The sequence below is a fragment of the Pseudomonas fluorescens genome (genome assembly GCF_902497745.1).
Lineage (GTDB): Bacteria > Pseudomonadota > Gammaproteobacteria > Pseudomonadales > Pseudomonadaceae > Aquipseudomonas > Aquipseudomonas fluorescens_BM.
Genome location: NZ_CABVHJ010000010.1, coordinates 93558 through 119303, shown reverse-complemented (window position 1 = coordinate 119303; position 25746 = coordinate 93558). Strand labels below are relative to the sequence as shown.

Annotated in this window: 26 protein-coding genes; 3 read left to right on the top strand and 23 right to left on the bottom strand. The window is 60.1% G+C overall.

Going from position 1 to position 25746, the window contains the following annotated elements; translation table 11 throughout:
- Positions 1-40 precede the first annotated feature (40 nt).
- The 6 genes from acpP to F8N44_RS17125 form a co-directional block, all read right to left on the bottom strand.
- Complete coding sequence (acpP, locus tag F8N44_RS17150; RefSeq protein WP_003175607.1) at positions 41-277, bottom strand: acyl carrier protein; 237 nt, start codon at positions 275-277, stop codon at positions 41-43.
- 196 nt (positions 278-473) lie between these two features.
- Positions 474-1217 carry a 3-oxoacyl-ACP reductase FabG gene (gene fabG, locus F8N44_RS17145; protein ID WP_038364479.1) on the bottom strand — a complete coding sequence of 248 codons (744 nt, stop codon included), beginning with the start codon at positions 1215-1217 and terminating at the stop codon, positions 474-476.
- Positions 1218-1233: 16 nt separating this feature from the next.
- On the bottom strand, positions 1234-2172 hold the full coding sequence (gene fabD / locus F8N44_RS17140; RefSeq protein ID WP_038364480.1) for an ACP S-malonyltransferase: 939 nt from the start codon (positions 2170-2172) through the stop codon (positions 1234-1236).
- 123 nt (positions 2173-2295) lie between these two features.
- Positions 2296-3306, bottom strand: a complete 1011-nt coding sequence (plsX, locus tag F8N44_RS17135) for a phosphate acyltransferase PlsX (protein WP_122597224.1) — start codon at positions 3304-3306, stop codon at positions 2296-2298.
- A gap of 4 nt (positions 3307-3310) precedes the next feature.
- Complete coding sequence (rpmF, locus tag F8N44_RS17130; RefSeq protein WP_003179396.1) at positions 3311-3493, bottom strand: 50S ribosomal protein L32; 183 nt, start codon at positions 3491-3493, stop codon at positions 3311-3313.
- Positions 3494-3506: 13 nt separating this feature from the next.
- On the bottom strand, positions 3507-4034 hold the full coding sequence (locus F8N44_RS17125) for a YceD family protein (protein ID WP_038364482.1): 528 nt from the start codon (positions 4032-4034) through the stop codon (positions 3507-3509).
- A gap of 105 nt (positions 4035-4139) precedes the next feature.
- Between F8N44_RS17125 and F8N44_RS17120 the strand changes: the two genes are divergently transcribed.
- Complete coding sequence (locus F8N44_RS17120) at positions 4140-4718, top strand: Maf family protein (RefSeq protein ID WP_150651115.1); 579 nt, start codon at positions 4140-4142, stop codon at positions 4716-4718.
- A gap of 86 nt (positions 4719-4804) precedes the next feature.
- Here the strand turns inward: F8N44_RS17120 and sppA are convergent, their stop codons facing one another.
- The 3 genes from sppA to rluC are packed head-to-tail and all read right to left on the bottom strand — an operon-like array spanning position 4805 to position 7427.
- On the bottom strand, positions 4805-5794 hold the full coding sequence (gene sppA / locus F8N44_RS17115; protein WP_150651114.1) for a signal peptide peptidase SppA: 990 nt from the start codon (positions 5792-5794) through the stop codon (positions 4805-4807).
- A 24-nt stretch (positions 5795-5818) separates the two neighbouring features.
- Positions 5819-6481, bottom strand: a complete 663-nt coding sequence (locus F8N44_RS17110) for an HAD-IA family hydrolase (protein WP_064391511.1) — start codon at positions 6479-6481, stop codon at positions 5819-5821.
- Positions 6468-7427, bottom strand: a complete 960-nt coding sequence (gene rluC, locus F8N44_RS17105) for a 23S rRNA pseudouridine(955/2504/2580) synthase RluC (protein WP_038364486.1) — start codon at positions 7425-7427, stop codon at positions 6468-6470. Before rluC ends, F8N44_RS17110 begins: the two co-directional genes overlap by 14 nt.
- A gap of 699 nt (positions 7428-8126) precedes the next feature.
- On the opposite strand from rluC, the gene rne reads away from it, so the two are divergent.
- Positions 8127-11378, top strand: coding sequence for a ribonuclease E (gene rne / locus F8N44_RS17095; RefSeq protein WP_150651113.1), 3252 nt, complete (start codon positions 8127-8129; stop codon positions 11376-11378).
- Positions 11379-11660: 282 nt separating this feature from the next.
- Here rne and F8N44_RS17090 read toward each other — a convergent pair whose 3' ends face one another.
- The 12 genes from F8N44_RS17090 to F8N44_RS17035 all read right to left on the bottom strand — a co-directional run bounded on the left by F8N44_RS17090 (position 11661) and on the right by F8N44_RS17035 (position 23122).
- Positions 11661-12257: a nucleotidyltransferase family protein gene (locus F8N44_RS17090; protein ID WP_150651112.1), complete on the bottom strand. Its 597-nt coding sequence runs from the start codon at positions 12255-12257 to the stop codon at positions 11661-11663.
- Positions 12254-13234, bottom strand: coding sequence for an XdhC family protein (locus tag F8N44_RS17085; RefSeq protein ID WP_150651111.1), 981 nt, complete (start codon positions 13232-13234; stop codon positions 12254-12256). Before F8N44_RS17085 ends, F8N44_RS17090 begins: the two co-directional genes overlap by 4 nt.
- Positions 13234-15555, bottom strand: a complete 2322-nt coding sequence (locus F8N44_RS17080) for a xanthine dehydrogenase family protein molybdopterin-binding subunit (protein ID WP_150651110.1) — start codon at positions 15553-15555, stop codon at positions 13234-13236. Before F8N44_RS17080 ends, F8N44_RS17085 begins: the two co-directional genes overlap by 1 nt.
- The gene (locus F8N44_RS17075; RefSeq protein WP_008086294.1) at positions 15552-16022 is read right to left on the bottom strand and encodes a (2Fe-2S)-binding protein; all 471 of its coding nucleotides are present in this window, start codon (positions 16020-16022) and stop codon (positions 15552-15554) included. Before F8N44_RS17075 ends, F8N44_RS17080 begins: the two co-directional genes overlap by 4 nt.
- Before the next feature lie 246 nt (positions 16023-16268).
- Positions 16269-17288: a UDP-N-acetylmuramate dehydrogenase gene (murB, locus tag F8N44_RS17070; RefSeq protein WP_150651109.1), complete on the bottom strand. Its 1020-nt coding sequence runs from the start codon at positions 17286-17288 to the stop codon at positions 16269-16271.
- The gene (locus F8N44_RS17065; protein ID WP_007967581.1) at positions 17285-17749 is read right to left on the bottom strand and encodes a low molecular weight protein-tyrosine-phosphatase; all 465 of its coding nucleotides are present in this window, start codon (positions 17747-17749) and stop codon (positions 17285-17287) included. Before F8N44_RS17065 ends, murB begins: the two co-directional genes overlap by 4 nt.
- On the bottom strand, positions 17749-18513 hold the full coding sequence (kdsB, locus tag F8N44_RS17060) for a 3-deoxy-manno-octulosonate cytidylyltransferase (protein ID WP_150651108.1): 765 nt from the start codon (positions 18511-18513) through the stop codon (positions 17749-17751). The genes F8N44_RS17065 and kdsB overlap by 1 nt, the downstream gene beginning before the upstream one ends.
- Positions 18510-18695 (bottom strand): Trm112 family protein, encoded by a 186-nt coding sequence (locus F8N44_RS17055; protein WP_003174668.1) that lies wholly within the window; start codon positions 18693-18695, stop codon positions 18510-18512. The genes kdsB and F8N44_RS17055 overlap by 4 nt, the downstream gene beginning before the upstream one ends.
- Positions 18696-18716: 21 nt before the next feature.
- Positions 18717-19727 carry a tetraacyldisaccharide 4'-kinase gene (gene lpxK / locus F8N44_RS17050; protein ID WP_150651107.1) on the bottom strand — a complete coding sequence of 337 codons (1011 nt, stop codon included), beginning with the start codon at positions 19725-19727 and terminating at the stop codon, positions 18717-18719.
- Positions 19727-20155, bottom strand: a complete 429-nt coding sequence (locus tag F8N44_RS17045) for an ExbD/TolR family protein (protein WP_127929345.1) — start codon at positions 20153-20155, stop codon at positions 19727-19729. Before F8N44_RS17045 ends, lpxK begins: the two co-directional genes overlap by 1 nt.
- Positions 20152-20787, bottom strand: coding sequence for a MotA/TolQ/ExbB proton channel family protein (locus tag F8N44_RS17040; protein ID WP_007908216.1), 636 nt, complete (start codon positions 20785-20787; stop codon positions 20152-20154). The genes F8N44_RS17045 and F8N44_RS17040 overlap by 4 nt, the downstream gene beginning before the upstream one ends.
- A gap of 100 nt (positions 20788-20887) precedes the next feature.
- On the bottom strand, positions 20888-23122 hold the full coding sequence (locus F8N44_RS17035) for a DNA internalization-related competence protein ComEC/Rec2 (protein WP_150651106.1): 2235 nt from the start codon (positions 23120-23122) through the stop codon (positions 20888-20890).
- A 136-nt stretch (positions 23123-23258) separates the two neighbouring features.
- Here F8N44_RS17035 and F8N44_RS17030 point away from each other — a divergent pair, with 136 nt between their 5' ends.
- Positions 23259-23777, top strand: a complete 519-nt coding sequence (locus F8N44_RS17030; protein WP_007908202.1) for a DUF2062 domain-containing protein — start codon at positions 23259-23261, stop codon at positions 23775-23777.
- Positions 23778-23920: 143 nt separating this feature from the next.
- On the opposite strand, the gene F8N44_RS17025 is transcribed toward F8N44_RS17030, so the two are convergent.
- Both F8N44_RS17025 and F8N44_RS17020 read right to left on the bottom strand, forming a co-directional pair.
- Positions 23921-24700 (bottom strand): ABC transporter permease, encoded by a 780-nt coding sequence (locus F8N44_RS17025; protein ID WP_007908200.1) that lies wholly within the window; start codon positions 24698-24700, stop codon positions 23921-23923.
- Positions 24697-25629: an ABC transporter ATP-binding protein gene (locus F8N44_RS17020; RefSeq protein WP_150651105.1), complete on the bottom strand. Its 933-nt coding sequence runs from the start codon at positions 25627-25629 to the stop codon at positions 24697-24699. The genes F8N44_RS17025 and F8N44_RS17020 overlap by 4 nt, the downstream gene beginning before the upstream one ends.
- Between the last annotated feature and the right edge of the window lie 117 nt (positions 25630-25746).

Genomic DNA, 25746 nt, shown 5'->3' with positions numbered 1-25746 from the left:
GTGCGGTTTTTCCATGACAGCAAACAACGATTACAAACTATTACGCCTGGTGGCTAGTAACGTAGTCGATTGCAGCTTGTACAGTAGTGATCTTCTCAGCTTCTTCGTCAGGGATTTCGGTCTCGAATTCCTCTTCCAGAGCCATCACCAGCTCAACGGTGTCAAGGGAGTCGGCACCCAGGTCTTCTACGAAGGAAGCGGTGTTGACCACTTCTTCTTCTTTAACACCCAGTTGCTCGGCAACGATTTTCTTGACGCGCTCTTCGATGGTGCTCATACCTTGTTTTCACTCCTAATGGACAAATTCAGGCAGCTGGCCAGTGGGTAAGTGTATAGAAAGACTTTTCAGTTTTTCAACTGAAAGCTTCACTCCTCAAACCCTGCAGCCCTCTGCCTATAAATAGATTGCAGCTTTATAACGGATTTTAGACAGCTCGTATGACATTTTTTTGAAGCAATCCGTCACATTTTACTTACATGTACATCCCACCGTTCACCGGGATTGTAGCCCCAGTGACGTATGCCGCACCGTCGGATGCAAGAAAAGCGACCACAGACGCGATCTCTTGAGCTTGTCCCAGACGACCCAGCGGAATCTGCGTCTGCAAGGCTTCACGCTGTGCTTCAGGCAGCTCGCGCGTCATATCGGTGTCGATAAACCCTGGGGTTACCGAGTTGACCGTAATCGAACGCGAACCGACTTCACGCGCCATTGCACGGCTGAAACCTTCCAGACCGGCCTTGGCGGCTGCATAGTTTACTTGGCCTGCGTTGCCCATGGCACCCACCACCGAGCCAATACTGATAATTCGACCCCAACGCGCCTTGGTCATGCCGCGCAGAACGCCCTTGGACAGGCGATACAGACTGTTCAGGTTGGTATCGATCACGTCGTACCATTCGTCGTCTTTCATGCGCATCATCAGGTTATCGCGGGTGATGCCGGCATTATTGACCAGGATCGCCACTGGCGCACCGAACTGCTCCTGAATACCCGCCAGCACGGCGCTGACCGATTCGTCGCTGGTGACGTTGAGTTCGAAACCTGTGCCCTGAATACCGTTTTCTTTCAGGGTGGCAGCAATACGCTCAGCGCCCGAAGCGGAAGTCGCGGTACCAATGACGATGGCGCCCTGACGACCCAGTTCCAGCGCGATAGCCTGACCAATGCCACGGCTTGCACCGGTAACCAGTGCAACTTTACCTTGCAGACTCATGCAAGTTTCTCCTGATTCAGGCTTGCGCTGCGCGAGCGGCAGCGAAAGCGTCTGGGGTATTGAGGTTGGAAGTCGCCACGCCTTCGGCGCAACGCTTGTTCAGACCGGCCAGGACTTTACCCGGGCCGCATTCGACCAGATTGGTCGCGCCTTTGGCGGCCAGAGTCTGTACCGACTCGACCCAGCGCACGGGCTTGTACAGTTGTTCGAGCAGATCACGCTTGAGGGTTTCCAGATCAGCCGGCACTTGCGCGCTGACGTTCTGTACGACCGGGATCTGCGGCGCCTGCCAGTCGATGGCGGCGATGGATTCGGCAAAACGCTCGGCGGCCGGACGCATCAGCTCACAGTGCGACGGCACGCTCACCGGCAACGGCATGGCACGCTTGGCACCACGCGCCTTGCAACCTTCGATCGCGCGCTCAACGGCGGCCTTGGCGCCGGCGATGACTACCTGACCCGGGGAGTTGAAGTTAACAGCGCTAACCACTTCGCCTTGCGCAGCTTCCGCGCAGGCTGCCAGCACGTCAGCATCTTCCAGACCGAGAATGGCAGCCATGCCGCCCTGCCCGGCCGGAACCGCTTCCTGCATCAACTGACCGCGGCGCTCAACGAGCTTGACTGCGTCAGCCAGTGTCAGGCTACCGGCAGCGACCAGCGCGCTGTATTCACCCAGGCTGTGACCGGCAACAAAGGCCGGACGCGCGCCGCCTTCAGCCAGCCACAGACGCCACAGGGCGATCGAAGCGGTCAGAATGGCCGGTTGGGTTTTATCGGTTTGATTAAGCTGCTCTTCCGGGCCCTGCTGGGTCAGTGCCCACAGGTCATAACCCAGAGCCTCAGAGGCTTCTTTGAAAGTTTCGAGGATCAACGGATATTCCGCGCCCAGCTCGGCCAGCATGCCGAGGGACTGCGAACCTTGTCCTGGAAAGACGAATGCGAGGGAAGCAGACATGTAACAAGCCCCTAATGATCTTGTCGTCGGAAAATGACGTCCCATTGGGGGACGCAAGAAACTGACAGTTGGATGGCCCTTTGAACCGGGCGGTCACATTTAAGCATTGTCCGACGAAAACGCCTAAGACAACAAATCCTCCAGACGACCGTGGAGGCGCTCAGGAAGATTTTCCTGGATCTCAATCAAGGCACGCGAAATAGCACTCTGAAAGCCTTGAACCCCCGCCGATCCATGACTTTTCACCACGATGCCCTGCAAGCCGAGAAAGCTTGCGCCGTTATGTCGCGCCGGCGCCAGATCAGCCTGCAAGCGCTTCATCAGCGGCAACGCCAACGCCCCCACTGCACGGGAGGCCAGATTCTTTTTGAACAGCGCCTCGATGCGCGCCGCAATCATCGTCGCCAGGCCTTCGCTGGACTTGAGCAGGATGTTGCCGACGAAACCGTCACACACCACGACATCGGCCTCGCCACGATACAAGCCGTCGCCTTCGATAAAACCGATGTAGTTGATGCCCCGGGCAGCCTGCAACAACGTCGCCGCGAGCTTGACCTGCTGATTACCCTTGATGTCTTCGGTGCCGATGTTCAACAGCGCCACGCGCGGGCGATGGATGCCCAGCGTCTGCGCCGCCACAGAACCCATCACCGCAAACTGCAGCAGATGCTCGGCGCTGCAATCGACATTGGCACCCAGATCGAGCAACTGACAAAAACCCTTTTGCGTCGGAATCGCCGCCACCATCGCCGGGCGATCGATACCCGGCAACGTCTTCAGCACAAACCGCGACAGCGCCATCAACGCACCGGTATTGCCGGCACTGACGCACGCTTGCGCCTTGCCATCACGCACCAGCTCCAGGGCGACACGCATCGACGAGTCCGGCTTGCCGCGCAAGGCCTGGGTCGGCTTTTCGTCCATGGTGATGACTTCGCTGGCCGGGACAATCGTCAGGCGCGCGCGATCGGCAGCCGATTGGCCGTTGATCAATTCTTCAAGAAGGGAGGGTTGACCGACGAGGGTCAGGTGTAGCGAGGGCGTAGCAGACAGGCAAGCAAGGCTGGCCTGAACAATGCTGCGGGGACCGAAGTCCCCGCCCATTGCGTCAATCGCGATGACTTGAGCGGACAAGTGATTACTCGTCAGCGCCCTTGTCGATCACTTTACGGCCACGGTATACGCCTTCTGGCGATACGTGGTGACGCAGGTGAACTTCACCAGTGGTTTTTTCTACAGACAGGGTGCTAGCCTCGAGAGCGTCGTGCGAACGGCGCATGTCACGGGCAGAGCGGGATTTTTTGTTCTGCTGAACAGCCATAATTGATTAACTCCTAAACGTTTGGGTCACGCTTTAACTGCGCCAATACACTGAACGGGTTGGACCGCGTTACCTCGTCCTCGCTCGGTTCGGGCTCATCTGCTCCCGCCGGCTGCTGGCATTCTTCCGGATGATGAGCAGGCACAATAGGCAAAGCGAGCAAAAGCTCTTCTTCGACCAGTGACTGCAGATCCAATGGATCTTCGCCCAGTTCCAGCACGTCATAACCTTTCGGTAACGACTGGGTATTCGCACCCTCCTTCACTACAGCGTAACTGCATTCGCTGTGGATCGGCAGGGTGACCAGCTCAAGACAACGCTGGCAAACCATTTTGACCTCGGTGTCGATAAAGCTGTGGATCACCACAGATTTACGTTCATCTCGTTCAAAAACGAATTTCGCCTGCACCGTACCGACATCGTCGGAAAGCGGGTCGCAGAGTCTCTTCAAATCGGCCAGCAGCAGTTCACCTTGAAGGGTGGTGCCACGGTCAGCCAATTTGCGCGGGTCAACGTGAGGTGGAATCGGGTCATTCAACATAGGCGCAGCATTATAGGGATGCACCCACCCATGTCAAAGGAAATTGTGCCCTGTCCGTCACTTGCGTGCCTCCGCTAGAATTCGCACCTGCCTCAGGAGACGCGAATGCTGCCTTTATTACTCGCTTCAAGCTCGACCTATCGTCGGGAACTACTCGCCCGCCTGCACCTGCCGTTCGTCTGCAGCTCGCCGGATATCGATGAAAGTCATCGCCCGGGCGAGTCTGCCATCGAACTGGTCAAACGCCTTGCCGAGCAAAAAGCCCGGGCGCTGGCTGACAGCCATCCCGCTCATCTGATTATCGGCTCGGACCAGATAGCCGTCCTCGGCGAACAGATCATCGGCAAGCCGCATACCTTCGAGAGGGCCCGTGAGCAACTGATGGCTGCCAGTGGCGCCAGCGTGACCTTCCTGACCGGCCTGGCCCTGCTCAATAGCCAGACCGGCCAATGCCAGGTTGACTGCGTGCCGTTCACCGTACACATGCGCCCACTCGACCAAGCGCGCATCGAGCGCTATCTGCGTCTCGAGCAGCCCTACGATTGCGCCGGCAGCTTCAAAGCTGAAGGCCTCGGTGTGAGCCTGTTTCAATCTACCGAAGGCCCAGATGCCACCAGCCTGATCGGCCTGCCACTGATTCGCCTGATCGACATGTTACTGGCTGAAGGCGTGCAGATCCCTTAAAGCAAAAGATCGCAGCCTGCGGCAGCTCCTACACCGATCTGTGTAGGAGCTGCCGCAGGCTGCGATCTTTTGATCTTTACAACGAATCAGCGCAACGAAGGCCCGTGGAAACCCATCCACATCGCCAATTGCTCAGCCACGCTGGCACCGAGCTTCTTCGAGAAGCGATCGAACGGCGACTCCTGCACAGTGAAGTCGACCAGCTCTTTTTCGCCAATCACATCACGCGCAACCGAACTGGCATTGCCCAGACCATCGATCAGACCCAGCGGCAACGCCTGCTCGCCCGACCAGACCAGCCCGGAGAACAACTCTGGATGCTCTTTATCCTTCAGACGATCGCCACGACCCTGCTTGACGCTATTGATGAACTGCTTGTGCGTCGTGTCGAGCACGCTCTGCCAGAACGCCGTTTCTTCAGGCTTCTGTGGCTGGAACGGGTCGAGGAACGACTTGTGCTCACCCGAGGTGTAAGTGCGACGCTCAACACCCAGCTTCTCCATGGTGCCAACAAAACCGTAACCGGCCGCCGTCACACCAATCGAACCGACCAGACTCGCCTTGTCGGCATAGATCTGATCCGCCGCACTGGCGATGTAATAGGCACCGGAGGCACCCAGATCGGAAATCACCGCATACAGCTTGATCTCCGGATGCAGGCCGCGCAGACGCTTGATCTCGTCATACACATAACCCGACTGCACCGGACTACCGCCCGGACTGTTGATGCGCAGGATCACACCCTTGACCTTCTTGTCCTCAAACGCCGCCCGCAGACTGCCAACAATATTGTCGGCACTGGCCGGCTCCTTGTCGGCGATCATGCCGGTGACGTCGATCAACGCGGTGTAGTTCGGGCCGCGTGTAGCGCTCTTTTCCATGTCCATCAGCGGCGTGAACAGGATCAGCGCCACAAATAGATAAACAAAGGTCAGCAGCTTGAAGAAAATCCCCCAGCGGCGCGAACGACGCTGCTCCTGAACACCGGCCAGCAGCGTCTTTTCCAACAGCTTCCAGCTTTTTTCGTCACCGCCGTCGGCACTTGCCTTGGCCGGTGCTTTCCATTCGTCGGTCATGCCATCCACCCCAGCAAAAACGTATTAAGCCTGCTGCCCCAGCCAGGCGTGCAATTCGGAAAAACGATCGATCGACAAACGTGGCTCGAACTGTTGCAGCGATTCGATCGATTGCGCGCCATAACTGACCGCCACCGAATCCATCCCCGCATTGCGCGCCATCAGCAGATCAAAGGACGAATCCCCGACCATCAGCGCCTGCTCCGCACGCACACCACAATGCGCAAGGATCTGCTCCAGCATCAGAGGGTGCGGCTTGCTCGCAGTTTCATCGGCAGCACGGGTGATATCGAAATAATCTTCCCAGCCATTGGCCTTGAGCACCCGATCCAGCCCGCGACGATTCTTGCCGGTGGCGACGGCCAGGTGATAACCCTGCTCGCGAAAGGACGCCATCGACTCGACTACACCTTCGAACAGCGGCGAAGGCACGGCTTCTGCGGCGATGTAGTGATCGGCGTAATACTCGCGAAACAAGGTCATTTCGGCATCACTGATTTCGGGATACAGCGTACGGATCGCCTCAGGCAAACCCAGACCGATGATGCCTTTGACGGCGAAATCATCGCGCAACTCGAAACCGGAACGCCCGGACGCCGAATGCATCGCCTCGACAATCCGGTGAATGGAATCAGCCAGCGTGCCGTCCCAATCGAAAATCAGCAGTTTGTAATCAGATGGGCGCACTCAATCGCTCCACGGTCTTGGCCCACATTTCATCGACCGGCGCTTGCAAGGTCAGCTTGCCGCCATCGGGCAGCGGCACGGTCAGCATGTAGGCGTGCAGGAACAGACGCTTACCGCCCAGATCGCGGATCTCCTTGGTGAAATCCTCGTCGCCATACTTGCTGTCACCCGCAATGCAATGGCCGGCATGCAAAGTGTGCACGCGAATCTGGTGGGTGCGGCCGGTAACCGGTTTAGCCTCGACCATGGTGGCAAAATCACCGAAACGGCGCAGCACCTTGAACATCGTCAGGGCTTCTTTGCCCTCTTCATTGACTTCGACCATGCGCTCGCCGGAACGCAGATTGCTCTTGAGCAATGGCGCGCTGACCTTCTTGATCGAGGTCGCCCAGTTACCACGCACAAGCGCCATATAGCGCTTGTCGACGCCGTCACCACGCAATTGCTCATGCAAGTGGCGCAACATGCTGCGCTTTTTGGCGATCATCAGCAGGCCGGAGGTGTCGCGGTCGAGACGGTGAACCAGTTCCAGCTCTTTGGCATCGGGACGCAACTGACGAAAGGCTTCGATCACGCCGAAATTCAGGCCGCTGCCACCGTGAACCGCAATACCGGCGGGCTTATTGATCACGATCAGGGCTTTGTCTTCGAAGACAATCGAGGCTTCCAGGCGCTGCAACAGGCCTTGGGCGAGTGGCACCGGCTCATCGCGTTCAGGCACGCGAACGGGCGGCACGCGCACGATATCACCGGCCTGCAGCTTGTATTCGGGCTTGATCCGACCTTTGTTCACGCGCACTTCGCCTTTACGCAAAATGCGGTAAATCAAGGTCTTGGGCACGCCTTTGAGCCGGGCGAGGAGAAAGTTGTCGATTCGTTGGCCGGCATACTCCGGCGAGACTTCAAGCAATTGAACGCCTGGAGTCGAAGGGGCAGTAGTTGTCATGCCGCGGATGATAACAATTTTTATGGAATTGAAGCACTTAATCATTGCTGCTATAGTCGCGAACGCCGCCAAAAGCGGCCTGGACAGAGGAACCACGGTCAAAAACCGGCCCTGACCAACGCAATTCACCAGGACGCGAGGCCGTCCTACGGGGCTTTCGCTACGTAACGGTGGAGTTTGCAGTTGTAACAAGCGCAGGTGACATGAGGCCTGAATTACACCGCCGAGCAGAGTTTTTACTCGCCTGGCAGGCACACATTCAAGGCCAGTTCACAAAGTGCAGTCAGCAGCAGATGACCCCGAGCGAATGCTTCGGAAACAACGCCTGAATTAGCCATGATGCGTGACCTCCCCTTTCGGAGCTCACGGTAAATGCCAACCCGCTGCGGATTCTGCGCGCTGCAGCACCCGAATTATCAGGGATACGTGTAGGGTGGAGATGCACAACCGCTGGACTGTGTAGCAATAGGCTTTATCAAGACGCTTCATCTCGTCCACAGCCGCTGGTTGATTCCTCCTCCTGACTGAGTGCTTAAGTAGCCACAGCAAGCAGGACGCGTACGTCGCTATATCGGCCCAATTGGCCGCATATCGCTGGACACGGGAATGGCCAACCACTCCCGACGCACCTGACACCGACCGTGAGAAGTCGTGTGTGCCGAACGCCGTTTCCGGCAGCCCGGAAACCGACGGTACTACATGAAAAGAATGCTGATTAACGCAACTCAACCCGAAGAGTTGCGTGTTGCACTGGTAGATGGCCAACGCCTCTACGACCTGGACATCGAATCCGGTGCACGCGAGCAGAAGAAGGCCAACATCTATAAAGGCCGTATCACTCGCATCGAACCAAGCCTTGAGGCTGCCTTTGTCGATTTCGGCTCCGAGCGCCACGGCTTCCTGCCCCTCAAAGAAATCTCCCGCGAATACTTCAAGAAAGCCCCTGAAGGCCGCGTCAACATCAAGGACGTCCTGAGCGAAGGCCAGGAAGTCATCGTTCAGGTCGAAAAAGAAGAACGTGGCAACAAGGGCGCAGCCCTGACCACTTTCATCAGCCTGGCCGGTCGTTACCTCGTGCTGATGCCGAACAACCCGCGTGCCGGCGGTATCTCCCGTCGCATCGAAGGCGAAGAGCGCAACGAACTGCGTGAAGCGTTGAACGGTCTGGTTGCACCGGCCGACATGGGTCTGATCGTGCGCACTGCAGGCCTTGGCCGCAGCAGCGAAGAAATGCAGTGGGACCTCGATTACCTGCTGCAACTGTGGACTGCTATTAAAGAAGCCTCGCTGGATCGCTCCGCGCCATTCCTGATCTACCAGGAAAGCAACGTGATCATCCGCGCCATCCGTGATTACCTGCGCCAGGACATCGGCGAAGTGCTGATCGACAGCGTTGAAGCCCAGGACGAAGCCCTGACCTTCATCCGCCAGGTGATGCCGCAGTACGCCAGCAAGATCAAGCTGTACGAAGACAGCGTTCCGCTGTTCAACCGTTTCCAGATCGAAAGCCAGATCGAGACCGCTTTCCAGCGCGTCGTTGAACTGCCTTCCGGCGGCTCCATCGTCATCGATCCGACCGAAGCCCTGGTGTCCATCGACATCAACTCGGCGCGCGCCACCAAAGGCAGCGACATCGAAGAAACCGCCCTGCAGACCAACCTTGAAGCCGCCGAAGAAATCGCCCGTCAGTTGCGCCTGCGCGACATCGGCGGCCTGATCGTCATCGACTTCATCGACATGACCCCAGCCAAGAACCAGCGCGCCGTGGAAGAAAAAGTCCGCGAATGCCTGGAAGCCGACCGCGCTCGCGTGCAGATCGGCCGCATCTCGCGCTTCGGCCTGCTGGAAATGTCCCGTCAGCGCCTGCGTCCATCGCTGGGCGAAAGCAGCGGCATCGTCTGCCCGCGTTGCAACGGCACCGGCATCATCCGTGACGTTGAATCGCTGTCGCTGGCGATCCTGCGCCTGATCGAAGAAGAAGCCCTGAAAGACCGCACTGCCGAAGTGCGCGCTCAAGTGCCGATCCCGGTCGCTGCGTTCCTGCTCAACGAAAAACGCAACTCGATCACCAAGATCGAACTGCGCACCCGTGCTCGCATCATCATTCTGCCGAACGACCACCTCGAAACCCCGCATTTCGAAGTTCAGCGTCTGCGTGATGACAGCCCGGAAGCCGCGACCAACCAGTCCAGCTACGAAATCGCTGCTGCCGCTGCCGAAGTCGAAGAGGTCCAGCCAGCCGCCGCGACCCGCACCCTGGTTCGCCAGGAAGCTGCGGTCAAGACTGCCCCGGCCCGCGCCAACGCTCCGGTTCCGACCGAAGCCGCCGCACCTGCCGCTCCAGCACCGGCTCCCGTTGCCGCACCAGAGCCAAGCCTGTTCAAAGGCCTGGTGAAATCGCTGGTCAGCCTGTTTGCTACCAAAGAAGAGCCAGTTGCTCCGGCCGTGGTTGAAAAACCGGCTGCCGAACGTCCGGCCCGTAACGAAGAGCGTCGCAACGGTCGTCAGCAGAGCCGCAACCGTAACGGTCGTCGCGATGAAGAGCGCAAGCCGCGCGAAGAACGTGCTCCGCGTGAAGAGCGCGCCCCACGTGAGCCGCGCGAAGAGCGTCAGCCACGCGAAGCCCGTGAAGTCCGCGAGCCTCGTGAAGCCCGTACCGAAGCACCGGCAGCCCGTGAAGAACGCGCACCTCGTGCTCCGCGTGAAGAACGTGCCCCTCGTGCACCGCGCGAAGACCGCAAGCCACGTGGCGAGCGTGAAGAGCGTGTACGTGAACTGCGCGAGCCACTGGACGCCGCTCCAGTAGCTGCAGCCACCGCAGCCGTTGCCGCTGAAGAGCGTCCCGCCCGTCAGCCACGTGAAGAGCGCGCACCGCGTCCGCCGCGTGAAGAGCGTCAACCGCGTGCCGAGCAGGCCGCTGCTGCCGTCGCTGAAGAAGAAGTGAACATCAACGAAGAGCAACTGCCGGAAGACGGTTCGGAGAACGCCGAGGGCGATCGCCCACGTCGTCGCTCGCGCGGCCAGCGTCGTCGCAGCAACCGTCGTGAGCGTCAGCGTGATGCCAACGGCAACGTGATCGAAGGTTCGGAAGAATCCGAGTCCGGCGAAAACGCTGAAGAGCCAAGCACTGCCGATCTGGCTGCTGGTCTGGCTGTCACCGCCGCCGTTGCCAGCACCGTGATCAGCGCTCCGGCCGAAGCACAAGCTCACGAGCAAGCCGAACGCGCCACCGCTGCTGTTCAGGAAACCGCTGCAGTGGAAGCGCCGGCTGTTGAAGCCACCACGCCTGTGGAAGTGGTTGCTGCTCCGGAAGTCGAAGTGGCACCGGTTCAGGAAACCCTGCCTCAGGTCGAGCCAGCGCCATTTGTGGCTGCCGAGCCGGTGGTTGAAACCGTCGCTGAAACCGTGACCGAAACCGTGCGTGAAGTTCGTGAAGAACAGACCGCTTTCAACTGGGTTGCCGAGCCGACTGTTGCTGAAACTCCAGCACCAGTGGTTGAAGCACCGGTTGTTGAAGCACCAGTGGTCGAAACCCCGGTGTTTGAAGAACGTAAGGCTGCCGAACCAGCACCTGTCGTTGAAGCTCCGGTCGTCGAAGCGCCAGTGGTTGCCGAAGCCCCAGCCCCGGTGGTTGAAGCGCCAGCTCCAGTCAGCGCCCTGACGCCAAGCGGCCGCGCGCCAAACGACCCACGTGAAGTGCGTCGTCGCAAGCGTGAAGAAGAGCGTCTGCAGAAGGAAGCCGAACTGGCTGCCGCTGCTGCTCCTGTTGCTGAAGTGGTCGAGGCAGCGCCTGCTCCTGTTGCTGAAGTGGTCGAGGCAGCGCCTGCCCCGGTCGCTGAAGAAGCGGTTGTCGAAGCGGTGATTGCTGAAGCACCACGCTCCGTTCAGGACGCGGTCGAGCAGCACCAAGAGGCTGAGGAAAAAGAGCACGAGCCTAAACCACTCGTGTAATTCCCGAAGCCGTTAAAAAGCCCCGCCTGATTATTCAAGCGGGGCTTTTTTATGCCTCGATTTTTTGTGGTGGATTCTAGATCCAACCCCCTCACCCCAGCCCTCTCCCCACGGGGCGAGGGGGAAAGGGAGCCGATCTCCGTGTGCTTCAAGGCCGGAGTTCGACTCGAAGTTTCAGGTCGGTGTACCTCGAAAGAACACCTCGGTCAGTCCCCTCTCCCTCTGGGCGGTCCGAAGTTTCGGGAGGGCTAGGGTGAGAGGCTTTCAGGAATTACGCAGCTCTCAAGACGAGGCAAAAACCAAAGCCTCAGGCACATCGATATCCCACAGAACGCCTGGATCATCGACGGCAACCTCCACCACCCTGCCCTGCTTGAACAAAGGCCTGGCCCCACGATCACCACTCAACGCCTGCAACCCCAAACCAAACGACCGCCCAAACCCCACCGGATGACCAAACTCGCCCTCCTGCACCGGCACGCTCACCGCATCGTCAGCAATCGCCGCAACCACCCGCTCAATACTCGACGGCAAGATAAACGGCATATCCCCCAGCACAATCAACCAGCCATCCGCATCCGGACAAGCCGCAACGCCGGCGGCAATACTGTCACCCATCCCGGTCGATTCAATCGAGACCACGTCACAGCCATAAGCCTGCGCCATGCGCATCGCCTGTGGCCGCGCTTCGGTGGTGACCAATACGCGCTTTTCAAGACTGGCCGGCAGATTCACCAACACTTGCTCGATCACCGAACGCACCGCGCCATCACGCCCGGTGCAATCCGCCAGCAATTTGTCCTTGTCAGCACCCGCCACCTGGCGAAAGCGATTGCCCTCACCCGCCGCCAGCACAATCACTGCAATGGATCGACTCATGCGCCCTCCAGTGTTTTTTTCTGCTTCAACTCGACACCGTTCTTGATTGCGACGATCTCCGCCAACAACGACAAGGCAATTTCCGCCGGCGAATGACTGCCGATGTGCAGACCGATCGGCCCGTGCAGCCGATTGATCGCCTCTACCGACAAGCCTAGCTGAGCCAGATTCTCCCGACGCTTCTGACTGTTGACCCGCGAGCCGAGCGCGCCGACATAGAAAGCTGGCGAATCCAGCGCCGTCAGCAACGCCATGTCATCCAGACGCGGATCATGAGTCAGCGCGACAATCGCCGTGCGCTCATCGGTCTGGATGCTCAGCACCGCGTCATCGGGCATGCCCGGGACGAAACGACCGTGGTGCTCTTCCCAGCCATACACGAACTCGGTGCGCGGATCGCAAATCAGCACTTCGAAATCCAGCAGCCGTGCCATATCCGCGACGTAGCGCGACAACTGCCCGGCACCGATCAACAGCAGGCGCCACCGCGGACCGTAGATCGCACGCAGGGTTTTACCGTCGAACTCCAACGCATCGCTTTTGCTCGCCGGTGACAGAAGCACTTCGCCGGTTTCGACGTTCAACTCGCGGGCGACGATCTCGTGAGCCTCGCAACGATCCAGTAATTCGGCAACCCACGCAGGGTCGCCGACGCGCTCTTCGGTCAGGCGCAACGTGCCACCGCAAGGCAAGCCAAACCGCGCCGCCTCTTCACGGGTCACGCCATAAGTAATCAACTGCACCGGCGGCCCATCGGTGGCAATGCGGCCGTCGTGCAGACGGGCGATCAAGTCATCCTCGACACACCCGCCCGACACCGAACCGATCACCACGCCATCCTCGCGCAAGGCGAGCATGGCGCCGGGAGCCCGGGGCGCCGTGCCCCAGGTCTGCACCACGCTGAACAGCACCACCCGCTGCCCGGCGCGGCGCCATTCGAGAACGCTGCGCAAGACGTTGAGATCGACGCTGTCCATTACGCCTCTGCCTTCTGCCAGCCCTGCAACTGATAACGCACCGGCAGATTGCGAATGCGCTTGCCGGTGGCGGCGAAGATCGCGTTACACAAGGCCGGAGCAATCGGTGGCACGCCCGGTTCGCCGACACCGCCCAAGGGCACGTCGCCCGGCGGCGTCACCAGATGCACGGCAATTTCCTTCGGCGCCAGCGACATGCGCGCCACTTCATACATATGGAAGTTGTCCTGCTGCACCTTGCCGTCCTTGAAGCTGATTTCGCCCAGCACGGCATTACCGAGGCCCATCACACAAGCGCCTTCGAACTGCGAGCGAATGCGCTCGGGGTTGATCTGCGGCCCGCAATCGACAGCGATATCCGCCTTGTGCACGATCAGCGTACCGTCGTCCTTGACCTCGACTTCGATCACCGCCGCCACGTAGGTGACGAAGCTGTAATGCACCGCCAGGCCAAGACCACGTCCCTTGGGCAGTTTGCGCCCCCAACCAGCAGCTTTCGCTGCGGTTTCCAGCACAGTGCGCATGCGTCCGGTGTCGATCGGATAACGCTCGGGAGATTCGCCGTAGTTCCACTCCTCGCTCAGCGTGCGCGGGTCGATCTGACGATCAGGGCCAAGCAGCTTGATCTGGTATTTGAGCGGATCCTCGCCGGCCTTGTGCGCCAGTTCATCGACAAAACTCTGGATCGCGAAACCATGGGGAATATTCGATACCGAGCGATACCAGCCGACCCGCGTGTGCACGGTGGCTTCGGGGTTTTCCAGACGCACATTGGGAATCGCGTAGGCCATGTTGGTGAAGCCCATGCCCAGTTCGAATGCCGCTTCATGGTTCATGCCCGGCGCGAACAGCGCGGTGATGCTCGGTGCCACGGTGCGATGCAACCAGCTGGAGGGCATGCCGTCCTTGCCCACGCCCGCCTTAAGGTATTCGGCGGACACCGTGTGGAAATACGAGTTATGGATGTCATCTTCACGGGTCCACTGCACCCGCACGGCTTTGCCGGGGAACTCTTTGGCGAGAATCGCTGCTTCAACAACGAAGTCTGGCTTCGACTTGCGACCGAAACCACCGCCAAGCAATGTGACATTGAAGGTGACATTGTCGAAGGGCAGTCCAAGACGCTCGGCAAGTCGCTCGCGGGTGACTTGCGGCGCCTGACTCGGTGCCCACGCCTCGCAGACGCCATCCTTGTAACGAGCAATGGCGACCATCGGTTCCATTGGCGCCTGCGCCAGATGCGGTAAATAGTAGGACGCCTCAAGGGTGCTGGCAGCGCCGCTCAGGGCTTTGTCGATATCGCCGGTGTTGCGCACCACTTTGCCCGGCTTGAGCGAAGCGGCTTCCAGCTCCTTGCGATAGGCGATCGAGTCATAACTGGCGTTCGGGCCATCGTCCCATTCGATTTTCAGCGCTTCGCGCCCCTTGATGGCCGCCCAGGTATTACTGGCCACCACGGCCACGCCGCCCAACGGCTGAAACTCTGAAGGCAACGGGCGACTTTCGATCTGGATCACTTTGAGCACGCCGGGGACTTTCAGCGCAGCGCTGTCATCCAGCGATTTGACCTTGCCGCCGTACACCGCCGGACGAGCGATGGTCGCGTACAACATGCCATCGAAATGCACGTCGGCGCCATACACCGCACGCCCGTTGACGATGTCGTCACCGTCGATGGCTTTAGTACCTTCCTTGCCGATGTAACGGAACTCTGACGGCTGCTTGAGGCGCAGGCTTTCACGCGCCGGCACCGGCAACGCACTGGCGGCAGCGGCGAGTTCGCCATAACCCAGCGCACGGCCAGACGGTTTGTGAATGACTTTGTGCAGTTGCGCGTGGCATTCGCCGACCGGCACTGTCCACTGCGCAGCGGCGGCCTGTTCAAGCATGGTTCGCGCTGCCGCGCCGCAACGCCGCATCGGCTCGTACCAGTGACGCATGCTGCGCGAGCCGTCGGTGTCCTGGTTGCCGAAGCGCACCTCATCGCCCGGCGCCTGCTGCACTTTGACGTGCGCCCAATCAGCGTCCAGCTCATCGGCGACCACCATGGTCAGACTGGTGCGCACGCCCTGACCCATTTCCGAACGGTTGCACACAACGGTGACGGTGCCGTCAGCGGCGATGCTGACGTAGACCTTCGGATCATCGATCCAGCCATTGGGCATGCCATCGGCGCCGAACTGTTTCGGTTTGTCTTCGGCCAACGCATCCTGCCAGCCCCAACTTGCCGCCAGCACCAGCGCACCAGTGGCGCCGACGCCTTTGAGAAAACCACGACGGCTGAGATTGCTCAGGGCGAAATCATTCGGAAGACGGCTCATGCCTTGGCCTCCTTCAAATGGGTGGAGGCTTGGCGGATCGCCGTCTTGATCCGGTTGTAAGTGCCGCAGCGGCAAATGTTGCCGACCATGGCTTCCTCAATCTGCTCGTCGCTCGGGTTCGGGTTGGTTTTAAGCAATGCCGTGGCCGACATGATTTGCCCGCCCTGACAGAAACCGCACTGCGCGACGGCTGTGTCGAGCCAGGCTTGCTGGACCACCTGCCCGACCGGGTCGGCATGCAGGTTGTCGATGGTGGTGACGTTCTGCCCGATCACCGAGCCGATCGGCGTGATGCAACTGCGCGCCGGCAAGCCATCGATGTGAATGGTGCAGGCGCCACACAGGCCCATGCCGCAACCGAATTTGGTGCCGTTGTAACCGGCGACATCACGAATCGCCCATAACAGCGGCATATCTTCAGTGACATCGAGAGGATGGTCTTGACCGTTGAGTTTCAGGGTAATCATGGGCACGCCCGCATATTTTTAGTGGTTATGGGGTCGAGCAATCTGCCGCCATTGAATCGGCGGTGGTTCACGCAGATCGACTCAGGCTAATCAGGCTCTCTTGTGCCGACGCGAACGTCTGCACCGGGCCTTTGGTGGAGCAAATGACGGTTATCGTTAGCTCGCTAAGTTAACCCAGCGTTAACAAAAAAGCCCTGCACTTTTTCATCAGTGCAGGGCTTTGGATGGCGCTTTGAAAGCGTAGCCTCAATAGCGGTTGGGCTCCATTTCCAGTTCGACATTGAATCGTTCGGCAATGTCTTTCTGGATGCGTTGCGCCAGATCGAGCAATTGCAGACCGGTCGCCGTGCCGTAATTGACCAGCACCAGTGCCTGCAATTTATGCACGCCGGCATCGGCCTCACGGAAACCCTTCCAGCCAGCGCGCTCGATCAACCAGCCAGCAGCCAGTTTCATTTGCCCGTCCGGTTGCGCGTAGGCGACCACATCCGGGTGCTGCACTTTGATTTGCGCGACAATGGCCGCCGACACCAGCGGATTCTTGAAGAAGCTGCCGGCATTACCGAGCACTGCCGGGTCCGGCAGTTTTTCACTGCGGATGCTGCAGATGGCGCGGCTGACGTCACTTGGCGTCGGCTGCTCGATGCCCTGCTCGGTCAGGCGCTGACGCACCGGGCCGTATTCCAGGTGCAGATGCGCGACGCGATCCAGTTTGAAGCGCACGCGCAGAATCAACCAACGCCCAGGCTGTTGCTTGAACAGGCTGTCGCGGTAGGCAAAGTTGCACTCTTCGAGGCTGAAGTCGCGCAGCTCGCCGCTCTGGCGATCCAGCGCGGTGAGCCCGGCAAACACATCCTTGATCTCGACACCGTAGGCACCGATGTTCTGCATTGGCGCAGCGCCGACGGTGCCGGGAATCAGGCTGAGGTTTTCCAGTCCGGAAAAACCCTGCGCCAGCGTGTATTGCACAAATGGGTGCCAAGGCTCGCCGGCTTCAGCTTCGATCACCACGCGGCTATTGTCATCGCTGATCACGCGGATGCCACGGGTGGACATGCGCAATACCAGCGCCGGAATGTCCGCCGTGAGCAGCAAATTGCTCCCACCACCGATCACCAGCAACGGCACATCGTGCGCGCTGGCATACGCCAGCGCTTCGCGGACATCGGCATCGCTGTGGGCTTCGGCGAACAGTTGCGCGCGAACATCGACGCCAAAACTGTTGAACGGTTTCAGGGATACCTGTGGTTGCACCTGCAAACTCATAACCGGCCCTTCACTTCGATCAACAATTGGTCACAGGCCGCTTCGATCAGATCCAGCACCTGCTCGAAGCCCTGATCGCCGTCGTAATACGGATCCGGCACTTCATCGACCACCCCGGCATAGCGGCGCAGGAACAGATCCAGTTCGGCCTTGCCAGTGGACGGTTGCAGCGCCTTGAGGTTGCGCAGGTTGCTGTTGTCCATCGCCAGAATCAGGTCGTAACTGGCGAAGTCGGCACGGCTGACCTGTTGCGCGCGTTGCGCCGACAGGTCATAGCCGCGCACTTTGGCCGCGGCCTGGCTGCGTTTGTCCGGCGGGTTGCCGACGTGCCAGTCACCGGTGCCAGCGGAGGCCACTTCGACCTGATCCGCCAGCCCTGCGGCACGCAACTTGTGGCGCAACACGCCTTCAGCCGTGGGCGAACGGCAAATGTTGCCCAGGCACACAAACAGAACGCGCATCAGGCCCCCAGCAGGCGACGAACGCGCTCGAGGTCTTCGACGGTATCGACGCCGGTGGGCGGTGCGATCAGCGCATCGGCAACATGAATCCGCACGCCGTGCCACAGGGCACGCAGTTGCTCAAGGGATTCAGTGTTTTCCAGCCAGCACGGGCCCCAGTTGACGAAGTCCTGGAGGAAACCGGCGCGGTAGGCATAGATACCAATGTGACGACGGTACGGCACGCCTTCAGGCAATTGCTCGCGGCTCTTGGCAAAGGCATCGCGCGCCCACGGCAAGGTCGAACGGCTGAAGGTCAGCGCCAGACCGTTGAGGTCGCTGACAACCTTGACCACATTCGGATTGAACAGGGTTTCCACGTCCTCGATCGGCTCGGCCAACGTGGCCATGCGCGCTTCGGTGTGGGCGGCGAGGTTGGCGGCGACCTGATCAATCACGCTCGGTGGAATCAGCGGCTCGTCACCCTGCACGTTGACCACGATCGCGTCAGGCTCAAGGCCCAGTTTCGCCGCGACTTCGGCCAGACGGTCGGTGCCGGAGTTATGGTCTTCACGGGTCAGCACCACTTCGGCACCAAAAGCCTTGCACGCCTCGACGATGCGCGCGTCGTCAGTCGCAACCACCACGCGGGAGGCGCTGCTTTTGCTCGCCTGTTCCCAGACGTGCTGGATCATCGGCTTGCCGGCGATGTCCAGCAGCGGTTTGCCCGGCAGACGGGTCGAGGCGAAACGCGACGGGATGACAACGGTGAAGGCAGTGGTCATTTATCCAGACGCTCGTCGGTGGTCAGAGTGCGGGCTTCGCTTTCGAGCATCACCGGGATGCCATCGCGGATCGGATAGGCCAGACCGGCACCCTTGCTGATCAGTTCGGTCTTGTCGGCGCTGAGCTTGAGCGGGCCTTTGCAGATCGGGCACGCGAGGATGTCGAGCAATTTGGTGTCCATGAACATTCCCTGAGTAAAGAGCTAAGGCAAAAGCCGATCGGGCAACAGGCGCATCAGCTGTGTGTCGAACCAGGCCACGAACGCCGGCGACGGCACGGCATCGACCGCCAGATACCACCAGTCGGCAGCAGCGAAGGCACGGCACTTCACCGCGTCCTTTTCAGTCATCACCAACGGCAATGACGGTGTGAAATTCAACGCCTGGACGCTGTATTCAGCGTGGTCGGCAAACGCATGGGGGATTGCTCGCCAGTCTAGCGCTTCGAGGGTGTTGAAGAAACGTTGCGGATTGCCGATCCCGGCGACCGCGTGGACGGCCTGGCCGGAGGAGAAATGATCGAGCGGCTTGCGCTCGCCACTGCACAGATTGACCAGCGCGGTGGGTTGCAGACGAAAAGCGAAACCGTCGTCGCGATCTTCGGTGGCACCATTGAACAGCACGCCATCGACGCTTTGCAGGCGCTCGATCGGTTCGCGCAACGGCCCGGCAGGCAAGCAACGTTTATTGCCTAGCCCACGGGCGGCATCGATCAGCACCAGTTCCAGATCCCGCGCCAGACGATAATGCTGCATGCCGTCATCAGAGAGGATCAGATCCAGCGGCTCACTGGCGAGCAAGGCTTTGACCGCGGCGCTGCGATCGGGGTCGATCATCAGCGGCACGCCGGTGCGCTGGACGATCAGCAATGGCTCGTCGCCGGCCATTTCAGCGGCTTGATCGGCCTCAACGCGCCATGGCAGTTGCGGTGGTTTGGCGCCGTAACCGCGACTGACCACACCGACGCGCAATCCGCTGCGCCGGCAATGTTCGATCAGCCAGAGAATCATCGGCGTTTTGCCGGTGCCGCCGACGGTGATGTTGCCGACCACTATCAACGGCACTGGCGGCTGGTAAATCTCGCCCTCACCGTCGAGAAAGCGCTGGCGTTTACCGACCACCACGCGGCGGTACAACATTTCCAGCGGCCGCAGCAGCGTCAGGGCCGGGTGCCCCTGATACCACGCAGCGAGCAAACGATCGGACAGGCTCATCAGGATTTGGGCGCCGCCTCGACCGTGGTCATGCGCAGATGGCTGAAACCGAGCTTGCCGGCCGCGTCCATGGCGGTGATCACTGATTGATGCTGAGTCTTGCCGTCGGCACTGATCGACAACGGCATGTTGGTGTCACCGTTGGATTCTTTCTGCATGGCTTCCATCAGGGTCGCCAAGTCGTTCTTCGGCAGAATCCTGTTGTTCACCGAAAACACGCCTTCGGCGCTGATAGCCACGTCGATCTGCTTGAGCTGCTGATCTTCGGCCGGTGAGCCGCTGACCGCTTCCGGCAGATCAACGCGCAACTGGGTTTCTCGGGTAAACGTAGTGGTCACGACAAAAAACAGCAGCAAAATGAACACCACGTCGATCAGCGACGCGAGGTTGATATCGATGGTTTCCCGAGGCTTGCGACGGAATTTCACGCGCGGCCCTCGGCCAGGTCGACGTCACGGTCACCCTGCACCACTTCAACCAGTTTGATCGCTTCCTGCTCCATGCCCACCACCAGTTCATCAATGCGGCGTTGCAGGAAGCGGTGGAAGAACACCGCCGGAATACCGACCATCAGGCCTGCTGCTGTGGTGATCAGCGCCTTGGAGATACCACCCGCCAGCACCGAAGCATTGGTGGTCATACCGGAACCGGTGAATGCGCTGAAGATATCGATCATGCCCAGCACCGTACCCAGCAGACCGAGCAGCGGCGACATCGCGGCGATGGTGCCCAGCGCATTGACGTAGCGTTCGAGCTCGTGGATGACGCGGGCGGCGGCTTCTTCAATGCACTCTTTCATGATCTCGCGACCATGCTTGGAGTTGGCCAGACCGGCGGCGAGGATTTCCCCCAGCGGCGAATTGGCGCGCAATTCCTTGAGTTTTTCTTTATTGAGCTGCTTGTCCTTGATCCAGACCCAGACCTGGCCCAGCAGATGCTCGGGGGTGACGCGACTGGCGCGCAGGGTCCACAGGCGTTCGGCGACGATCGCCATGGCCGCGATGGAGCTCAGAATGATCGGCAACATCATCCAGCCGCCGGATTTGACCAATTCCCACACAGTGACAGTCCCCTCGAAAAAGTGCGCCACTTTACCATACCGATCGACGATTAAGACCCGCCGCCCCGACGACCGTGATACCCATTGGCTCATGCCCCGATCAGTGGGCCAGCGCGGGCGGATCACGCCAGAAACGCCGCTGATGACGCATCGTGCGAGGCGGCGCGAAGGTGCCCAGCTGCACCTGAATGGCACCCTGCTCGGCGCTGTCGTAAATGCGCAGTCCCTGTTTGCGATAACGCGCCAGCACGGTCGGATGCGGATGGCCGAAGGAATTGCCCTGCCCACGGGAAATCAGCACGGCCGCGGGTTGCAACACCTTGAGCAGCGCCATTGACGATGAACTGCGGCTGCCGTGATGGGGCGATTGCAGCCATGGCGTCGGCACGGCCAAAGGACTGTCGAGCAGCGCGCGTTCGGCGTGGGTGTCGATATCGCCGGTCAGTAACAGGCGCTCGCCATTGGCCTCGATCTGCAAGACGCAGGAGCGCTGATTGCTGTCGCGGGCGCCCGCCCACTGCCAGAGTTGAAAGGCGACTCCGTCCCACTGCCATTGCCGGCCGCTTTCGCAGGCTTCGGCGCTCAACACCTCAGGCAATCCCGCCGGGTCACCGCTGATCACGCGATCGACGGTCAAACCACGGGTGATCGCCAGAGCGCCACCCGCGTGATCGGCATCCGCATGGCTGAGCAGCATCAGATCGAGTTTTTCCACTCTCAGTTTGCGCAACGCGGGCAGCACCACCCGCTCGCCGAGATCGAAATCACCAAAGCGCGGCCCAGCGTCATAGAGCAACGTGTGATGGCGGGTGCGGATCAGGATGGCCAGGCCTTGGCCGACATCGAGTTGCCAGATCTCGGCCAATCCCTCATCCAGCCGTTCGCGTGGCGGCACCACCAGCAGCAACAGCAATGGCCAGCCCAGCGGGCGCATTGGCACGCCGCGCGGCAACAGCAACAACACGGCGCCGAGGCTGCCAGCAGCCAAGAACCAGGCGGGTATCGAGGGTGCGATCCATGCAGGCCAATGCCCGGCCATTATCGCCAGCGCGCGAAACAACCCGTCGATCAAACCACCGGCCAGCCACAACAGCCCTTCGCCGACATAGGGTATGGGCAACAACATCGTCCCGAGCAACGCCGGCGGCAGCACGACAAGACTGACCCAAGGCACTGCAAGCAAATTGGCCAGCGGCCCGCTGAGACTGATCGGCAGGTTCAGGGCCAGCAATACCGGGCACAAACCGATCGCAATCAACCATTGCGCCCGCGTCCAGGTCTGCCACCAGCGCCACGCGCCCAAACGACCGCCAAAGGTAAAGATCAGCACGGCCACCGCCGCAAACGAGAGCCACAAACCCGGACGCAAACTGACGAGCGGATCCAGCAACAGCACGCCATTGAACGCCAGCAGCAGCGGCCACCATGCCCCCAGATGGCGATAGCGCAGACGCCACAACAACACCAGCCCGACCATCACGCAGGCGCGTTGTACCGGCACGTCGAATCCGGCGAGCAGGCCATAACCAAACGCTGCCGCGAACGCCAGCCCACAGGCCCACGGCAGCCACGGCCAGCGCAACGGCCACAGGCCAAAACGGGCCAGGCCGGCGACCAGCATGTACATCACCGCCGCCAGCAAACCGATGTGCTGTCCGGAAATCACCAACAAATGCACGGTGCCGGTGTCCTGAAGAATCTGCCAATCCTCGCGACTGAGCCCGGACCCATCGCCCAACACCAGCGCGGCCAGAGCACCGGCCCGACCGTGCGCATCCACTGCAAGCAGGCGCTGACGAATGCTGTCGCGCCAGGCCCAACGCGCTTCGCTCAGGCGTTGACCATCCTTGATCGTGCCCGTCGCACCGATGCGTTGCGCCAGCAGCCAAGCCTCGTAATCGAACGCATCCGGATTGAGCAAACCGCCGGGGCGCTTGAGTTTGACTGCCAATCGCCAACGCTCGCCACTGTTGACCGGCTGCCCGGCGTACCAGGCCAGACGCATCAGCGTGGGTAATTTCCCGTGACGTGATTGCGCGTCGGCCAATTCGAAACGCACCACGCCGTCTGCGCTCTGCGGCAAACCGACCACCCGCCCTTCGAGCCAGCGGGTTTCGCCATCCAGTTCGGCCGGCAAGCGATCATTCAACGCCCATTGCGCACCGACGCTGGCCCACGTGAAACCAAACAGCAAAAACGCCAACGGATAGCTGCGAAACGGCAGCAACATCAAAGCCGTCACCGGCAACAACAGCATCAACCAGACCGGCGGTAAGGCCGGCATAAAAACCGGGGCCAGCAGACCGACTGCCAGCGCCATCATCCCTGTGCGCATAAGCCCGTCCTTGAGAGTCCCGCACTTAGGCATAGCGGGTGTCGGGCACGTGCGTCGTCAACAATTGTCACAAAGTCTGAATGGGCGCTTCGTAGAATCCAGACATACTTGCCGCCTTAACCGACCGAGAAGCCTTATGCCCCGGCGCTTATTCAAACGTTACATGCCCGATCCGACGAGCATCAGGGAACACAAATCCTTACGCTTTCTCGGCAAGTTGCTGCATGACCCGAACCTCTGGCACCTCAATCGCCACTCGGTCGCGCGGGCGATGGCGGTCGGTCTGTTCGCCGCATTCCTGCCGATTCCGGCGCAAATGCTGGTGGCCGCCGCCCTTGCCGTCATGGTGCGGGGGAACATGCCGATTGCGGTCAGCCTGGTGTGGCTGACCAACCCGATCACCATGCCGGCGGTGTTCTTCTGCACTTATCAGGCCGGGGCGTTTTTGATGGACGTGCCCGCCCGGCATCTGCCGGATGAACTGACCTGGGAGTGGATCAGCGGCGAGTTGTCGACACTGTGGCAGCCGTTTCTGCTCGGTTCGGTAGTGGTAGGGCTGGTGCTGGGCGCCCTCGCCTATTGCCTGGTGATGATGTATTGGCGCTGGTGGGTCGCGCGGCAATGGGCGCGGCGCAAGAAAAGCCGCATGCGCTGAATGCAAAACGGCCTCCGCAGTGGGAGGCCGATTTGATTTGTGGCGTCTGGATTGGCCCCATCGCGAGCAGGCTCACTCCTACATTGGAATGCGTTCCCCTGTAGGAGTGAGCCTGCTCGCGATGGCCACGACTCGGTCTGGAATCAGGTACGCATCCCGCGCCCACTCACCAGCAACCGTGCGCAACCGAGATACAGCACAACGGTCGCGACAAGCATGAAGGTGATCGCGATGCCGATGCGGATATCCGACACACCCAGAATGCCGTAACGGAAGGCATTGACCATGTGCAGCACCGGGTTGGCCAGCGACACGGTCTGCCAGAACGGTGGCAGCAACGTGATCGAGTAGAATACCCCACCCAGATAGGTCAGCGGCGTCAACACAAAGGTCGGGATGATCGAAATATCATCGAAGTTGCGCGCAAACACCGCGTTGATGAAGCCCAGCAGCGAGAAGATCGTCGCCGTCAGCACCACCACCAAAATGGTCACGCCCAAGTGGTGCACCTGCAGATGGGTAAAGAACAGCGACAGAATCGTCACGATCACGCCGACCATCAGACCACGCAACACGCCGCCAATGGTGAAGCCAATCAGAATCGTGTGCGGCGACACCGGCGACACCATCAGCTCTTCGATAGAGCGCTGGAACTTGCTGCCGAAGAAACTCGACACCACGTTGCCGTAAGAGTTGGTGATCACCGACATCATGATCAGCCCCGGCACGATGTACTCCATGTAAGTGAAGCCACCCATGTCGCCGATCTGCCGACCGATCAGATTGCCGAAGATCACAAAGTACAGAACCATGGTGATCGCCGGCGGCAGCAGCGTTTGCGGCCAGATCCGCGTGAAGCGTTTGACCTCGCGGTAAACAATGGTCTGCAGGGCGACAAGGTTGGGACGGAATTCGGAACTCATACCGCCACCTTCGACAGATTTTTCTCCACCAGAGACACGAACAGCTCCTCGAGGCGATTGGTTTTGTTACGCAGGCTCAGCACTTCGATGTTCTGCTGCGCCAACTGGGTGAACAACGCCGTGATGCCCATGGATTTGTCGACCTGGACTTCGAGGGTGTGACCGTCGATCAACCGGGCGGGGTAGCCGAGCAATTGCGGCGCGGCGTGCAAGTCGTTTTTCAGGTCCAGCAGGAAGGTTTCCACGTGCAACTGGCCCAGCAATTGTTTCATGCTGGTGTTCTCGACGATGGTGCCGTGGTCGATGATGCCGATGTTGCGGCACAACTGCTCAGCCTCTTCCAGATAGTGCGTGGTGAGGATGATGGTGATGCCTTTCTGGTTCAGCTCGGTGAGGAACGTCCACATCGAACGACGCAACTCGATATCGACGCCTGCGGTCGGTTCATCAAGGATCAGCAGACGTGGTTCGTGTACCAGCGCACGAGCGATCATCAAGCGCCGCTTCATGCCGCCGGACAACGAACGCGACGGCACATCGCGCTTGTCCCACAGGCCCAGTTGGGTGAGGTACTGCTCGGCGCGTTCCTTGGCGACCTTCGCCGGAATGCCGTAGTAACCGGCCTGCGTCACGACGATGTCGAAGGTCTTTTCGAACTGGTTGAAGTTGAATTCCTGCGGCACTACGCCGATCGAGCGCTTGAGCTGCGCAGGATTTTTGTCCAGGTCATGACCGAAAATATTCACCGTGCCGCTGGTTTTGTTCACCAGGGTCGAGAGAATGCCGATGGTCGTGGATTTGCCAGCACCGTTGGGGCCGAGCAAGGCGAAAAAGTCACCTTCGGCGACGTCCAGATCGATACCACTCAAGGCCTGGAACCCGTTGCCGTAGGTTTTGGTTAGCTGCCGGATGGACAGAGCGGAACTCATATCTGATTTACGCACCATTGAAGGAAAAAAGGAGACGGCGGCGAAGGATCGAACCGCAGCGCAAGTGCGCAATGGTGCTTGCCGCCGCCGTACAAGTACAGTCAAGTGTGTCGATAG